The organism is Pseudovibrio sp. JE062 (genome assembly GCF_000156235.1).
Lineage (GTDB): Bacteria > Pseudomonadota > Alphaproteobacteria > Rhizobiales > Stappiaceae > Pseudovibrio.
The window spans coordinates 304,022-317,081 of record NZ_DS996810.1 but is presented as its reverse complement, the minus strand read 5'-3'; the positions used below and the strand labels follow the sequence as shown (position 1 = coordinate 317,081).

Sequence of the window (13,060 nt, the reverse complement as noted above, 5' to 3'; positions counted from 1 at the left end):
TTGAGTTCAGCTTTCGCCTTCACTGGCGAAAGCTTCTTTCTGCTGGCGCTGATGACCATTCATCGCCTGAGCCCCAGCCGTCTTGCCGTTTGGCAGAAACACCGGACGCAGGACCCGTGTCACATGGCTCGCTTTGAGCGGAATACCACGATAAATCTGTTTCTCAGCTTCTGTGACTAAAAGCCCCGCAAACGCAGGCCAGGCCACAGCACCTAATCGCTCAAAGCTGCGCGCATTCTTCAGCACCAGCTTTGAGTTCGTCGGGGGAACGAACAGAGCTTCCTCCCGCGAAACGACCGAAAGATGATGATTACTCAGGAAGTTATCCAGCTGAGGCCGTGAGTAAGGCCGTCCATAACCAAACGGAGAAACCTCAGACCGTGCCCACGCCCCACGGCGGTTAGGCACAATCACAATCACCCGACCACCGGGAGATAAAACCCGATAGACCTCATCCAGCAACGCTCCCGGCTGCCCTGCCATCTCAAGCGAGTGCACAAGCAAAATGCGGTCAATGCAGGAATCCGGAAACGGCAACTGCCCATCTTCCATCAGGAAGGCCTTGTTCGGCACTTCCACTTCCCGCGGCCACTTCACCACACCTTGCGCAGCGGGCATACCGGCAAAGACACGATTGGTCTTTTTTAGATAAGGCCGCAGATAAGGAGCTGCATAACCAATCCCCAGCAAGCTCTGGCCACGCATTTCCGGCCACAGCATTTTCACGCGGCTTCCCACCAACACCCGGAGCATTCGTCCGAGTGGCAGATCGTAGAACTCTTTTAAGTGAGTAACATCAAGATACAACTGGTTCTCCGCGCGTTGCCTACTCTTATCATGGGGTGCCAAAGGCCCGGACGCAACGCTTCTTCAAGATGATTTGCAAGCTTAAATCAACCACTCCCAGAGTTTTGTGAGTTTGCAGTTGAATTTGACAGCGTGTCCTCCCATGATCCCACTAGGATTTATTGTGCGCTTGGGAGCTGGTTGATGATTGAAGTTGAAGTTCGGCAGTTTGTTTGTCTGAAAGATAATTTCGGCGTTCTCGTCCACCACCCAGACAGCGGCTGCACAGTTGCGATCGACGTTCCCGAAGCAGCGCCCTACTTACAGGTTCTTGAAGAAACCGGCTGGAACCTAACCGACATCCTGATCACCCACCACCACTGGGATCACGTCGGCGGCCTTGCCGAACTCGTTGAAAAAACCGGAGCCAAGGTCACCGGACCGGAGCGCTCTCGCCAACACATCACCACCATGACCCGTTTCGTGGAAGACGGTGATGACATCCTCATCGGTCCAATCGCCGTCAAAGCTATCGGCACACCGGGCCATACACTTGATCATATCTCCTGGTGGTTCCAGGAAGCAGGCATCGCCCACACCGGCGACACCCTCTTCGCCCTCGGCTGTGGTCGTGTATTTGAAGGGGATGCAGAAATGATGTGGGCCTCCCTCAGCCATCTGGCCAACACGCTTCCACCAGAGACAACAATCTATTGCGGGCACGAATACACGCTCTCAAACGCCAAGTTCGCGCTGACAATTGATCCAAACAACCAAGCTCTGCAGGAACGCACCAAGCGCATCGAAGCCCTTCGCGAAGTCGGACGTCCAACCTTGCCAACCTCCATGGCTGCTGAGCTTTCAACCAACCCGTTCCTGCGCGTTCGCGATCCGGAAGTTCAGAAGAACCTCAACATGGTCAATGCAGAACCTGCTGACATCTTTGCCGAAATCCGCCGTCGCAAGGATAACTTCTGATGTCATTGGACCAAATTACGACAACAACAGCCGACGAGATCATCGCCGAACTGCAGATGAAAGAGCATCCGGAAGGTGGCTACTACACCGAAACCTTCCGCGATACAGAAGGCCCGAAAGGCCGCGGATACTCAACCGCGATTTACTATCTGCTCAAGAAGGGTCAGAAATCCCACTGGCACCGCATCGATGCAATCGAGACCTGGCACTACTACGGCGGCGCTCCTCTCAAGCTCTCCATCAGCACCACAGAAAGCGAGCAAACAGACATCATCCTCGGCATGGATGTGTTAAATGGCCAACGCCCTCAAGGCATTGTTCCACGTGAAGCATGGCAGTCTGCACAAAGCCTCGGCGAATGGACATTGGTCGGCTGCACCGTTGCCCCCGGCTTCTTGTTTGACGGCTTCGAACTCGCCCCACCCGACTGGAATCCTTGAGCCCAAATCATCGAATCGAGCCCGTTTCGCACGACTAAGCTTGACCAAAACTCAAAGAGAACCCCACACAAGTTTAGACAAAAGGCGCATAAGTCCTGCCGGGAAATCCTCGTAGATACAGGCACTTGTTGGTTAACAACGAAAGCCCGTTAAAATTTTCTGCGCATAAACTCTACGGTTTTTCCGCAGAAACAGTTGAGAGATAATGCAGTTTAGCAAGACCTTATACGCACCCAAAACGTGCAGATTTTGGAGTATCAGGACATACTACAAAGATCATTATCCTCGCGTTTTCAAAATCTTACCTACCTAACTGTTGAGCTGAGCAGTAGCTTTCACCCACAGCACTACTCAAGACACCTGTAAGTAGCTCAACTATCCCGATTAATAACTCATCACTCAATCCTGAATCACCACTTGCGTTGCGCGCTCTGCCCGGTAGATTGCCCAGCGTAGGCGCTTTTATGCGCCCGAACACACATTTGGAAACTAATCTATGGCCCAAGGCGACATCAAAAAAGTTGTGCTTGCCTATTCTGGCGGGCTCGACACCTCGATTATTCTCAAGTGGTTGCAGGCGGAATACGGCTGCGAAGTTGTAACTTTCACTGCTGACTTAGGTCAGGGTGAAGAGTTGGAGCCAGCACGACGAAAAGCTGAACTGCTTGGTATTCGAGAAATCTACATTGATGATCTCCGCGAAGAATTCATTCGGGACTTCGTTTTCCCGATGTTCCGGGCCAACGCAGTTTACGAAGGCGTTTACCTCCTCGGCACCTCTATCGCACGTCCGCTCATTTCCAAGCGTCTCATCGAGATCGCTGAAGAAACCGGCGCTGACGCAGTTGCACATGGCGCAACCGGTAAGGGCAACGACCAGGTACGCTTTGAGCTTGCTTGCTACGCACTGAACCCAGACATCAAGGTGATCGCACCTTGGCGTGACTGGACTCTGAAGTCCCGTACCGACCTGATCGAGTTCGCAGAACAGCATCAGATCCCGGTACCAAAGGACAAGCGCGGCGAAGCTCCATTCTCCGTTGACGCAAACATGCTGCATTCCTCTTCCGAAGGTAAAGTTCTGGAAGATCCGAATGAAGAAGCACCAGACTACGTCTTCCAGCGCACAGTTGATCCAATCAACGCGCCGGACGAAGTCACCGAGATCGAAATCGGCTTTGAAAAAGGCGATGCGTGCTCCATCAATGGCGTACACATGTCTCCGGCAACTCTGTTTGCCAAGCTGAACGACCTTGGCCGTGACAACGGCATCGGTCGTCTCGATCTGGTAGAAAACCGCTTCGTCGGCATGAAGTCTCGCGGCATCTACGAAACACCAGGCGGCACCATCCTCCTGTCAGCACACCGTGCGATGGAATCCATCACACTGGACCGTGACGCAGCTCACCTCAAAGACGAGTTGATGCCGCGCTACGCAAAGCTGATCTACAACGGCTTCTGGTTCTCACCTGAGCGCGAAATGCTTCAGGCGATGATCGACAAGTCTCAGGAGTTTGTTACCGGTACGGTTAAGCTGAAGCTCTACAAAGGCAACGTGATCGTTGTTGGTCGTGCGTCCCCTTACTCTCTCTACTCAGAAGAGCTGGTGACCTTCGAAGACGACCATGGCGCTTACGACCAGAAAGACGCTGCAGGCTTCATCCGCCTCAACGCTCTGCGTTTGCGTACGCTTGCAAAGCGTGACCAGATGAACAAAGCAAAAGAACTGACAGACGCCTGAAAGGGTAAAAGCTCTTAGGCTTTACGACAGGTTACCAACCCGCAGTGGAGACACTGCGGGTTTTCTGCATCTGCACAGATATAACTCATAAAAATCAGATAATTACTATAGATGCATCCTTTTTGCCGCTAACAGAATGACTCACCGTTCCTTAATTTTTTCATGGCTCAATTATCCTAGTATTCAACGCTAAGGATACTGGCAGTCATGGATAACGATAAGAACGAAGAACAAACCAATCCACTCGAAGATATCCTCCGCCACTTCAAACTGTATGATCAGGCACTTGATCTGAAAGGGAGCAAAGAGTTCAACGCTGCCGCAGACCATCTGCTGAAAAGGCTGGAGCAAGACTCTGGAGAGGTTTCAGAACAAGAACAAGAACTCTCTCTTTATGACACGCAGGCTGCAACATCTGAGAGTTTACCAGCCGATTATGTCTCAGCCTTATTTGATCAAAAAGCGGAGCTCTTTGACCTCAAGCTCATGGAGATCTTGAAGTACAGTGTCCCGCACAAAATACATCAGTCACTTCAGTCCAATAATCTTGGCCCTTTCAAACGCCTCCTCGATCTAGGCTGCGGAACCGGCCTCGCCGCAGAAGCCCTACAGGAGCAAGTTTCTTACAAAACGGGTGTCGATATATCGAAGGAAATGCTCAAGCTTGCACAAGACAAGCACATCTACGATGAGTATCACCTGAGTGAAATCAACGCGTTTCTCTATCAAAATCACGCGTATAAATGGGACATGGTCGTCGCGGCAGAGCTGTTTCCCTACTTCGGTGCACTTGAAGAAGTTTTTGAAGGTATCACACGCAACATAGAACAAGACGGTATCTTCATATTCTCCGCAGAAGCACAGCTGGACCAAAAAGAGGAAGCACCTGAATTTCGCATGAGTGATACCCATCGCTTCTCACATACAGAACATTACCTGCGCAATGTGCTGAAGCAATTTGGTTTCACGCCTGTTGAATTCAGTCAGATCAACTTGCGCAATGAACAAGAAACCCCTGTTCCCGGGTACTTCGTCATCGCTCGCTACAAACCAACATAATCCAAACAACGGGCGGGGCTCAGAGTCCCGCCATCAGCGTAATCAGCACCACCACCAGCATGAAGATTGTGGGATAGAACGTCAGCGCAAAACCCGTTCCACGCCATGGAGCGCCTTTTTCATAACTGGCGAAAAACAGAACACGTCCTAATGCAAAAAGCAATGCAGCCAGAAGCGGTACGGACATGGTAGAGCCCGGCATGATGGCCACCCAGGCTACATAGACAAACCCAGCCAGAACAGCCTGCTCCAATGTGTTTTGGAGGATGCTTTGCAGCATCTTGGCTTCCTCACTGCCATGGGTCAGCCCTCCGCCATCAATATCATCAGCATGATAAAACCGGCGCATTGCCAAGCGGCCAATAGAGATCATCAGCAACAAGGCCGGCGAGAGGATTGAGACGGCAGCGACCCACAGCCGCTCTGAGGCATTCCAGTCCACGGCAAAGCCAAATGGATTAAGAAGCGCACCGAACAACAGAACGATTGCAGTCACCAAAGCACCAACAATCATTCGCTGAAACACACCCCGCTGTTTTTCTGCAAAGTCCAATACAACCTCCATTCAGAGAACATAATAGGAACAAGCCCACAACTATCTGCTGCTAGTTGCTTGCGGCAAGGCGTTTGCTCTCCTAGCCTACGCACATCAGACGAAGCAGGAGAAGCTGATGACTATGGAAGCGCAGTTAGTTTTAAAAGTTGATAACATCGCTGCGCGCCGCTTGTTTCTGAGCAAACACGCCCTTCTGGAAACACCAACAGGCTCCTCAAAAGGCAGTGATCTCCTCAACCTCATTCATCGTATCGGCTTCGTGCAGGTGGACAGTATCAACACGGTTGAACGTGCCCACCATATGATCCTCTGGTCACGCCGCCAGAGCTATCGCCCCAAGCATCTGAAGAAGCTCCTTGAGACCGACAGAAGCCTCTTTGAGCACTGGACACACGACGCTTCAATCATTCCCACCGAGTTCTTCCCCTACTGGAACTACCGCTTCCAGAAGAGCGCAGAGAGCCTCCAGTCACGCTGGAAGGTCTGGCGCGGTGCGGAGTATCAGGAAAAGCTCAACCTCATTCTCCGCCATATCGAGGAAAACGGCCCTGCTGGCACCTCAGATGTCGGCAAGGATGAAAAGCGCAGCAAAGGCGGTTGGTGGGAGTGGAACCCATCCAAGACAGCCCTTGAGTACCTCTGGCGTACCGGACAGATCTCAGTTTCTCGCCGCGAAAACTTCCAGAAACTCTATGACCTGACCGAGCGCGTTATTCCTTCCCAGCATCGCACCTCCAAACCATCAAAAGCTGAAACCATCGAATGGGCCTGCAACTCTGCAATCGACCGCCTCGGGTTCGCAACGCCCAGCGAAATCGCCGCCTATTGGGACAAGCTCGACCTTGCCGACGTGAAAGCATGGTGCGAGCACGCCCGGCAACGGGGTGAGCTGATCTCCGTTGAAATTGAAGCAGCCAATGATGGCAAACCCAAACTCTGTCTGGCGCGCCCACAGATCGAAGACGAACTTGCCGCTCTAGATGCCCCTTCACAACGCGTACGCATCCTCAGCCCATTTGATCCGGCCCTGAGAGATCGCAAACGCGCTGAGTTCCTCTTTAACTTCAACTACCGCATTGAAATCTTCGTCCCAGAACCAAAGAGGCTCTACGGCTATTATGTCTTCCCGGTGATGGAGGGGGACAAACTGATTGGCCGGATCGATATGAAACGCGAGAAAGCTTCCAACGCACTTGCAGTAAAGCGCTTCTGGCCTGAAGTCGGCATGCGTATGGGCAAAGGCCGCCAGCAGCGGCTGGAGGCAGAGCTGGAACGCTGCGCCCTGTTTGCAGGCTGCTCAGACCTTCAGTATCTCAAAGCTTGGCAAGGATAGCCCGCTGGATGGCAGGGCTATCAGAAACACCAGCAAGCCCTAATACTGCTGTCAGGTTTCGCTTCTTCGTCAGCTTCATGAGAGCAAATGAGCCAACTCTCTCGAACTTTACTGCATGTTCTGTTCTGCCTGTTGGCAATGCCCACTTCCACAAGCGTGGCTCAGTCTCTTTCTGATCTGGACGACCGCTTCACCTTCAACCCACAAGGCAAGTACCAGCCGCGCCTCATCGGCCTGTTTGAGACAGATCGGAACAACACATCTGATGCAGCTGAAGTCATCACTCCCGTCTTTCAGGACAGTCAGGGCATAGCCTTCGCAGATGTCCGCATAGGCAACTCATCTGAAGCAGTTTATCTCCTCAGTGCTGGCGGTGGCCTGCGCCAACTCGTAAGCCCCAACCTGATCGGCAGCACCTACATCTTCATGAACTACAAGGAAGATTACAAACGCGGCCCGGAATCCGCGATCACCACAGGCATAGAGTTTCTCGCTCACGGCTATGAAGCCCGCTTCATCGCCCAGTTCCCAACAAGCAAGGTTCGCATTTTGGAGCCAAAGCCTGGCAGCTCAGAACAGCGAGAGAGCATTCCACTTCTCAATCTCTCAGGAGAAATCGGCTACGACCTGCCCGGGACCGAAGACTTAGGCTTTGGCCTTCGCATCTACGCAGGAGGCTTTTACAGAACGGCCAACAACGTAGAAGAGATTAGCGGCGCACAAGGACGTTTCGAAGTTTCTCGAGCTGGCTGGTTTGGAGTGCCCGGTCTGAAAACCACCTTTGTCGGACAAATCCGATATCACAGCGACATCAACTATCCCCTTGGCGTCTTTCAACTCCGCGTCGGCCTCCCTCTGGTGAAGTATTGGAAAGGGATCGCAGTCGATAACTACAACACTCTCAGCCCCGTTGAACGCCGCATGACAGAGCGCGTACGCCGCCCCCTCACCATTCACAATCTCACGCGTCCTATTCCCTAGAACCCTGCTGAAAATGAAGGCACTAGAGCTCAAACCACTCGAAGCGTTACCCCTCCCGGTTTCAGGGCATCACAGACACCCAGCATTAGTGTTAATCTTTTCAGATAGGATATCGCTTCCAGCTCATCCGGGGACAACCACATGAGGACTATTCCACTCACGCTCATTCCATTCCTGCTGTACAACGCAGTGGCTTTTCGATGGTTTGAAGATCTGGAGCCAGTGCTCGACCAAGGCTACAATGTTACGCCATGGGCGGCTGTCCTCATCAACATCCCACTCCCATCAGGCCTTGTGGTTCCGCTGGACGTAGCAACTGTCCTGCTCGCAGCTTCTCTTGTCCTACTCTTCATTGAGATCATCAAGGCAACTCGCACCAGCACGCTCTCTCTGGTCGATCACAGCTTATCCCTGCTCATCCTCGTGGCCTACCTCATCGAGTTCCTCTCCGTTCAGGAAGCCGCCACCCCACTCTTCCTCCTGCTCATGACCATCACGTTTCTGGATGTCATCGCAGGCTTCATCATCACCTTGTCCGGCGCACGAAGAGACGTGGTCGTCGCCTCAGGCAACAGCTGATACTCAAGCCCCTGACGGAATACCGAAGAGAACCACCAGGGCACATAACAAACCAGTTGCGCCCGTAAACCAGAACATTCCTACCCGGTTTCGCATCCCCTTCAGTTGCCAAAGCGCTGTCAGAGCCACACAGCACTGAAGCATATAGAACAACGCAAAGGCTCTGGAAGACAGAGTGATGATATGCAGGATATCAGTGCTCCAGATGAGGGTAACAGATACGAAAGTGATAAACGGATAGGCATGTCTTATCTTCACCCGCCTGTTGGTTACATCCTCCAACAAACCAGCTGAGCCAATGGAATCCGCAACAGAAGCCCCAAACTGGCTGGCAACTGCTCCCAGTGTCAGCAGCAACGGCAACACAATCGCCACATGCCCCACCAGCGTGATGATCCCCGATACGCTCTCATCATGCTTCAAAAGCGGAAACAGAACCGTCAGCAACGCGAAGAAGCAGAGGTAAATCACAGCGGAGTACAGCTGCGCATTCCTCATCGTCTCAGCACGCATCTTGGGTGAGTATTCATCACCGATGAACTTCGAGGTCTCAAACCCCTGCACCACAATCAGCAGACCCAGCATAATCTGAACCTTCTCCAGCCCAACAGCCTTCAGACCATCCCTCACTTCCCACTGCCCACTAAAAGCAAGCTCACCATTGTAAAACAGCAGCCCCACCAGCAAACCGAAGATCACCGTCAGGTTCAGCGAAACCGCATATTTCTCCACCCGCTCCACCAGATGCAAACCGCCGGAGAAGCCCACCAACCCGATGAAGACCGTCAGCACAGTTCCGATCCAGTTGGCTATCTCCCGATGTTCATACCCAAAACCCTTGAGCAGGAAGTTCCCAAGCAGCACAAGGTAGTAGGCAATCGAGATGAAATAGGCGAACGCCAGAGTTAGCTGTGAAAGCTTCTCCAGAGACGTGGTCAGTCGAATACGCCCTTCCTGTTGCTGCTGCTCCACAATCTGCTCGGTGTGCAGAATGTTGAACCGGATCACCGCTCCTACGCAATACGCCGCCAGAATGAGCCCACTTATGCCGATAATCGCCCAGTGTCCAATCTCCTTGGCGATAATCGGCACAGAGACCAAAAAACCACTCCCGATAATCGAAGCCAGCGGTGTGACGGTTGCCTGCCATTTTTCCGAGACCCGAACGCGATACGAGAACAGCACCAGCATTCCAAGCAGCATGACAACAAACACGACAACGGAGTTGAGCATGGTTCTCTCACAGGCAGAGGAGCAGCACCCAAAGCCTGAAAGCAAAAAAGGGCACCAATTCAGGCACCCTTTCTAAATTCAGAAGCAAAATTTGCTCTTAAGCGGTCTGTTAGCCCTTTAAGCTTTCCAGCGCACGAGCAACATCTTCCAGCAGATCATCTGGATCTTCCAGACCAACAGAAAGACGAAGCGTCTTGTCTGTGATGCCTAGCTCCAGACGCGCATCTTCTGCAACACTCTGGTGCGTTGTAGTCGCCGGATGGGTAATCAGGCTCTTCGCATCACCCAGGTTGTTGGAGAGGCTGACAATGTCCAGCGCGTTGGAGAACTTGAACGCAGCCTCCTTGCCGCCTGCCAGATCAAACGCCAGCATGGTGGACCCACCACGCATCTGCTTCGCCACAATATCTGCCTGCGGGTGATCCGCACGGCCCGGATAGATCAGGCGAGACACAGCAGAATGATCCGCAAGGAACTCCGCCAGTTTACCCGCAGTCGCAGTCTGACGCTCCACGCGCAGGGACAGCGTCTCCAGACCTTTCAGCAGAACCCATGCATTGAACGGGCTCATTGCAGGACCGGTATGCTTGAACGGGTCATGGAACTCTTCCACGATCCACTTCTCATCGGAAAGCACGATACCGCCCAGACATCGTCCCTGACCGTCAATGTGCTTGGTGGCAGAATAGATCACCACATCCGCACCCAACTCCAGCGGGCTCTGCCAAATAGCAGTTGCGAACACGTTGTCTACAATAAGCCGTCCACCCGCTTCGTGAATAATATCCGCCACAGCCGGAATATCGATCACTTCCAGTGTCGGGTTGGTTGGGCTCTCAAGAAACGCTGCTGTCGTGTTCGGACGAACCGCAGCTTTCCATTGCTCAATGTCGGTGCCATCAATCAGTGTGGATTCCACACCGTAGCGTGGCAGCAGCTTTTCGATGATGTAGCGGCAGGAGCCAAACAGCGCCTTTGGTGCAATCACGTGATCGCCCGCTTTCACGCAGGCCATGATCGCAGAATTAACAGCCGCCATACCGGAAGCAGTGCCGCGTGCGGCCTCAGCGCCTTCCAGCTCACACATTCGCTGCTCGAACATTCCAACAGTCGGGTTTGCATACCGGGAATAAATATAGCCCGGATTCTCGCCAAGAAAGCGTGCTTCTGCCGCTTCTGAGCTGTCGTAAACATACCCTTGTGTAAGGAAGATAGCTTCGGATGTTTCACCAAAGCTGGAGCGCGTTGTGCCTCCATGAACAAGCCGAGTTGCTGGCTTCCAGTTCTTTGCGTCTGTCATCGCTCATTCCTGCCCGAAGAGATATTGCTCTACCCCTTCATTTAAAAACCCCGGCGCGGGCCGAGGTCTATACAAGAACCCGACCCTTTAGCTACTTGTTTAACGTGGTTGCAAGCCGGTCGACCAAATCACCACGGAATAGGCAGCGGTTTTACCGCGAAAATTCCATAGGGTCAATCAATCAGCTCTGGTTGCAGACTTGGCGTAGGATCAAACTTACGTTAATCAGTGTCAGAACGATTTGAGTACGAGTGGGGCGGGACCAACAATGACAGGCATTCTTCCGGCAAAAGCGATTGAAGCTATGTTTGCCAACAATGCAATTAAAGCAGACAGAGCGCCTGACGGGGACCAGATTCAGCCAGCGAGCCTCGACCTGAGACTGGGCGCAAAAGCGTGGCGTGTCCGTGCCTCCTTCCTGCCCGGCCCGGATGCCAGGGTTGAAGAGAAGCTGGACAAGCTGATCCTGCACGAAATCGACCTCAGCAAAAGCGCCGTTCTGGAAACCAACTGCGTTTACATCGTCCAACTTCAGGAAGCTCTCAACCTGCCGGACGACCTGTCCGCCACAGCAAACCCGAAGAGCTCCACGGGCCGCATCGACGTTTTCACCCGTGTCATCACCGATCAGGGCAAAGCCTTCGACCGCGTTGAGGCTGGATACAACGGCCCACTCTACGCAGAGATTTCGCCAAAGACCTTCCCGGTTCTGGTCCGCGAAGGCTCTCGTTTGTGCCAGATCCGCTTCCGCAATGGCGGTGGCTTCATTCCGGATGAACACCTGCTGCACATCCACAAGGAGCACACCCTTGTCTCCGGCGGCAATGATGAGCACGCCATCAGCAACGGCGTTCAGGTCTCTATTGACCTGAAAGGCAACGGCAAAGACAGCCTCATCGGCTACCGCGCCAAACGCCACACCGGTGTGATCGACGTGGACCGCAAGGATGCTCAGGACCCGGCAGACTTCTGGGAGCCAATCTACAATCGCGGTGACGCAACCCTGATCCTTGATCCAAACGAGTTCTACATTCTCGTCTCGCAGGAAGCTGTTCACGTCCCGCCAAACTACGCCGCAGAGATGGTGCCGTTTGACCCGCTCGTCGGTGAGTTCCGCGTCCACTACGCAGGTTTCTTCGATCCCGGCTTCGGTCACTCCACCGTAGGCGGCACCGGCTCCCGCGCCGTTCTGGAAGTCCGCTCACATGACGTGCCGTTCATCGTCGAACATGGCCAGACCGTTGGCCGTCTCGTCTATGAACACATGCAGGAAGTGCCGGAAACCCTCTACGGCGAAGGCATCGGCTCCAACTATCAGGGTCAGGCTCTCAAGCTGTCCAAGCACTTCAGAGCGACACAGGCAGAAGAGGCATAAGATCCATGCCTCTCTTCACCGTAGAGCGCGAGTTTTATGCAGAGCTGGAGGAGAAGAAGTCTCGCTTCCTCGCCTTTCTGCTTCCGCATGCTGACTTTGCTGAGCGCCTCGCGCAGCTACGGGATGAGCACAAAAAAGCCAATCACCACGTCACCGCCTTCCGCCGCATGCTGCCGGAAGGGCGCATCGATGAAGGCGGCAAAGACGACGGCGAACCTGCCGGCACCTCCGGCATGCCGACGCTGAAAACCCTCATCGGCGCAGATCTTGTCGATGTGGGCGTCATCATCGTGCGTTACTTCGGCGGCACCAAGCTGGGGACTGGTGGTCTGGCACGGGCTTACTCCGGTGCCTCAAACCTCGCTATTCAGGAAGCTGAGCTTGTGCCATGGCTGCGCACCAAAACCCGCTCAGTCTCCGCAAGCTTCGCCAGCAGTGCCGAACTGGAACGCCAGGTCATTCTGCTACAGCTGGAAATCCTCGAGCGCACCTTCACAGAAGACGGTGTGACCCTTCTGGTGAGCGGGCCTGAAGACCAGGTCGATCAGATCTAACCCACTGCTGTTATAAAACTTTCAGCTCTCTTAACCTCTTCTCCTGCAGCCAGATAATTAAAATCCTAATAAAAACTTAAGCGTTGGCACGCGCCTTGCGATGTGAATGTCAGGAAACGGCATTCGTCTCATTTTGAGACAGTCG

Annotated in this window: 13 protein-coding genes and 1 riboswitch; of the genes, 9 read left to right on the top strand and 4 right to left on the bottom strand. The window is 53.4% G+C overall.

Annotated features, from left to right (window positions below; translation table 11 throughout):
* Positions 1–6: 6 nt before the first annotated feature.
* Entirely contained in the window at positions 7–807 is an 801-nt protein-coding gene (locus tag PJE062_RS16215) for a class I SAM-dependent methyltransferase (protein WP_008550409.1), read from the bottom strand.
* 186 nt (positions 808–993) lie between these two features.
* On the opposite strand from PJE062_RS16215, the gene gloB reads away from it, so the two are divergent.
* The 4 genes from gloB to PJE062_RS16195 all read left to right on the top strand — a co-directional run bounded on the left by gloB (position 994) and on the right by PJE062_RS16195 (position 5,004).
* Positions 994–1,764 (top strand): hydroxyacylglutathione hydrolase, encoded by a 771-nt coding sequence (gloB, locus tag PJE062_RS16210; RefSeq protein WP_208608950.1) that lies wholly within the window; start codon positions 994–996, stop codon positions 1,762–1,764.
* Complete coding sequence (locus PJE062_RS16205) at positions 1,764–2,204, top strand: cupin domain-containing protein (RefSeq protein ID WP_008550400.1); 441 nt, start codon at positions 1,764–1,766, stop codon at positions 2,202–2,204. The genes gloB and PJE062_RS16205 overlap by 1 nt, the downstream gene beginning before the upstream one ends.
* A 496-nt stretch (positions 2,205–2,700) precedes the next feature.
* Positions 2,701–3,945: an argininosuccinate synthase gene (locus tag PJE062_RS16200; protein ID WP_008550711.1), complete on the top strand. Its 1,245-nt coding sequence runs from the start codon at positions 2,701–2,703 to the stop codon at positions 3,943–3,945.
* Between the two features lie 207 nt (positions 3,946–4,152).
* On the top strand, positions 4,153–5,004 hold the full coding sequence (locus tag PJE062_RS16195) for a class I SAM-dependent methyltransferase (protein WP_008550642.1): 852 nt from the start codon (positions 4,153–4,155) through the stop codon (positions 5,002–5,004).
* Between the two features lie 19 nt (positions 5,005–5,023).
* Here the strand turns inward: PJE062_RS16195 and PJE062_RS16190 are convergent, their stop codons facing one another.
* Entirely contained in the window at positions 5,024–5,557 is a 534-nt protein-coding gene (locus PJE062_RS16190) for an MAPEG family protein (protein WP_008550410.1), read from the bottom strand.
* Positions 5,558–5,681: 124 nt separating this feature from the next.
* Between PJE062_RS16190 and PJE062_RS16185 the strand changes: the two genes are divergently transcribed.
* The 3 genes from PJE062_RS16185 to PJE062_RS16175 all read left to right on the top strand — a co-directional run bounded on the left by PJE062_RS16185 (position 5,682) and on the right by PJE062_RS16175 (position 8,453).
* Positions 5,682–6,893, top strand: coding sequence for a winged helix-turn-helix domain-containing protein (locus PJE062_RS16185; RefSeq protein WP_008550666.1), 1,212 nt, complete (start codon positions 5,682–5,684; stop codon positions 6,891–6,893).
* An 87-nt stretch (positions 6,894–6,980) separates the two neighbouring features.
* On the top strand, positions 6,981–7,874 hold the full coding sequence (locus PJE062_RS16180; RefSeq protein WP_208982346.1) for a hypothetical protein: 894 nt from the start codon (positions 6,981–6,983) through the stop codon (positions 7,872–7,874).
* A 141-nt stretch (positions 7,875–8,015) separates the two neighbouring features.
* Complete coding sequence (locus PJE062_RS16175) at positions 8,016–8,453, top strand: hypothetical protein (RefSeq protein ID WP_037037293.1); 438 nt, start codon at positions 8,016–8,018, stop codon at positions 8,451–8,453.
* Positions 8,454–8,456: 3 nt separating this feature from the next.
* Here PJE062_RS16175 and PJE062_RS16170 read toward each other — a convergent pair whose 3' ends face one another.
* Together PJE062_RS16170 and PJE062_RS16165 are read right to left on the bottom strand one after the other, a co-directional pair.
* Entirely contained in the window at positions 8,457–9,686 is a 1,230-nt protein-coding gene (locus tag PJE062_RS16170; protein WP_008550621.1) for a hypothetical protein, read from the bottom strand.
* Positions 9,687–9,795: 109 nt separating this feature from the next.
* Positions 9,796–10,986, bottom strand: a complete 1,191-nt coding sequence (locus PJE062_RS16165; RefSeq protein WP_008550496.1) for an O-succinylhomoserine sulfhydrylase — start codon at positions 10,984–10,986, stop codon at positions 9,796–9,798.
* 67 nt (positions 10,987–11,053) lie between these two features.
* Positions 11,054–11,131: riboswitch (SAM riboswitch) on the bottom strand.
* A gap of 123 nt (positions 11,132–11,254) precedes the next feature.
* Between PJE062_RS16165 and PJE062_RS16160 the strand changes: the two genes are divergently transcribed.
* Positions 11,255–12,361 carry a 2'-deoxycytidine 5'-triphosphate deaminase gene (locus PJE062_RS16160; RefSeq protein ID WP_008550719.1) on the top strand — a complete coding sequence of 369 codons (1,107 nt, stop codon included), beginning with the start codon at positions 11,255–11,257 and terminating at the stop codon, positions 12,359–12,361.
* A gap of 5 nt (positions 12,362–12,366) precedes the next feature.
* A complete protein-coding gene (locus tag PJE062_RS16155; RefSeq protein WP_008550198.1) occupies positions 12,367–12,915 on the top strand; it encodes a YigZ family protein in 549 nt (182 codons plus the stop codon).
* The last annotated feature ends 145 nt before the right edge of the window (positions 12,916–13,060 follow it).

Excerpts from the sequence above, each read along its gene's own strand:
- PJE062_RS16205 (WP_008550400.1), top strand. The coding sequence starts at position 1,764 with ATGTCATTGGACCAAATTACGACAACAACAGCCGACGAGATCATCGCC.
- PJE062_RS16200 (WP_008550711.1), top strand. The coding sequence starts at position 2,701 with ATGGCCCAAGGCGACATCAAAAAAGTTGTGCTTGCCTATTCTGGCGGG.
- PJE062_RS16195 (WP_008550642.1), top strand. The coding sequence starts at position 4,153 with ATGGATAACGATAAGAACGAAGAACAAACCAATCCACTCGAAGATATC.
- PJE062_RS16185 (WP_008550666.1), top strand. The coding sequence starts at position 5,682 with ATGGAAGCGCAGTTAGTTTTAAAAGTTGATAACATCGCTGCGCGCCGC.
- PJE062_RS16180 (WP_208982346.1), top strand. The coding sequence starts at position 6,981 with ATGAGCCAACTCTCTCGAACTTTACTGCATGTTCTGTTCTGCCTGTTG.
- PJE062_RS16175 (WP_037037293.1), top strand. The coding sequence starts at position 8,016 with ATGAGGACTATTCCACTCACGCTCATTCCATTCCTGCTGTACAACGCA.
- PJE062_RS16170 (WP_008550621.1), bottom strand. The coding sequence starts at position 9,686 with ATGCTCAACTCCGTTGTCGTGTTTGTTGTCATGCTGCTTGGAATGCTG.
- PJE062_RS16165 (WP_008550496.1), bottom strand. The coding sequence starts at position 10,986 with ATGACAGACGCAAAGAACTGGAAGCCAGCAACTCGGCTTGTTCATGGA.
- PJE062_RS16160 (WP_008550719.1), top strand. The coding sequence starts at position 11,255 with ATGACAGGCATTCTTCCGGCAAAAGCGATTGAAGCTATGTTTGCCAAC.
- PJE062_RS16155 (WP_008550198.1), top strand. The coding sequence starts at position 12,367 with ATGCCTCTCTTCACCGTAGAGCGCGAGTTTTATGCAGAGCTGGAGGAG.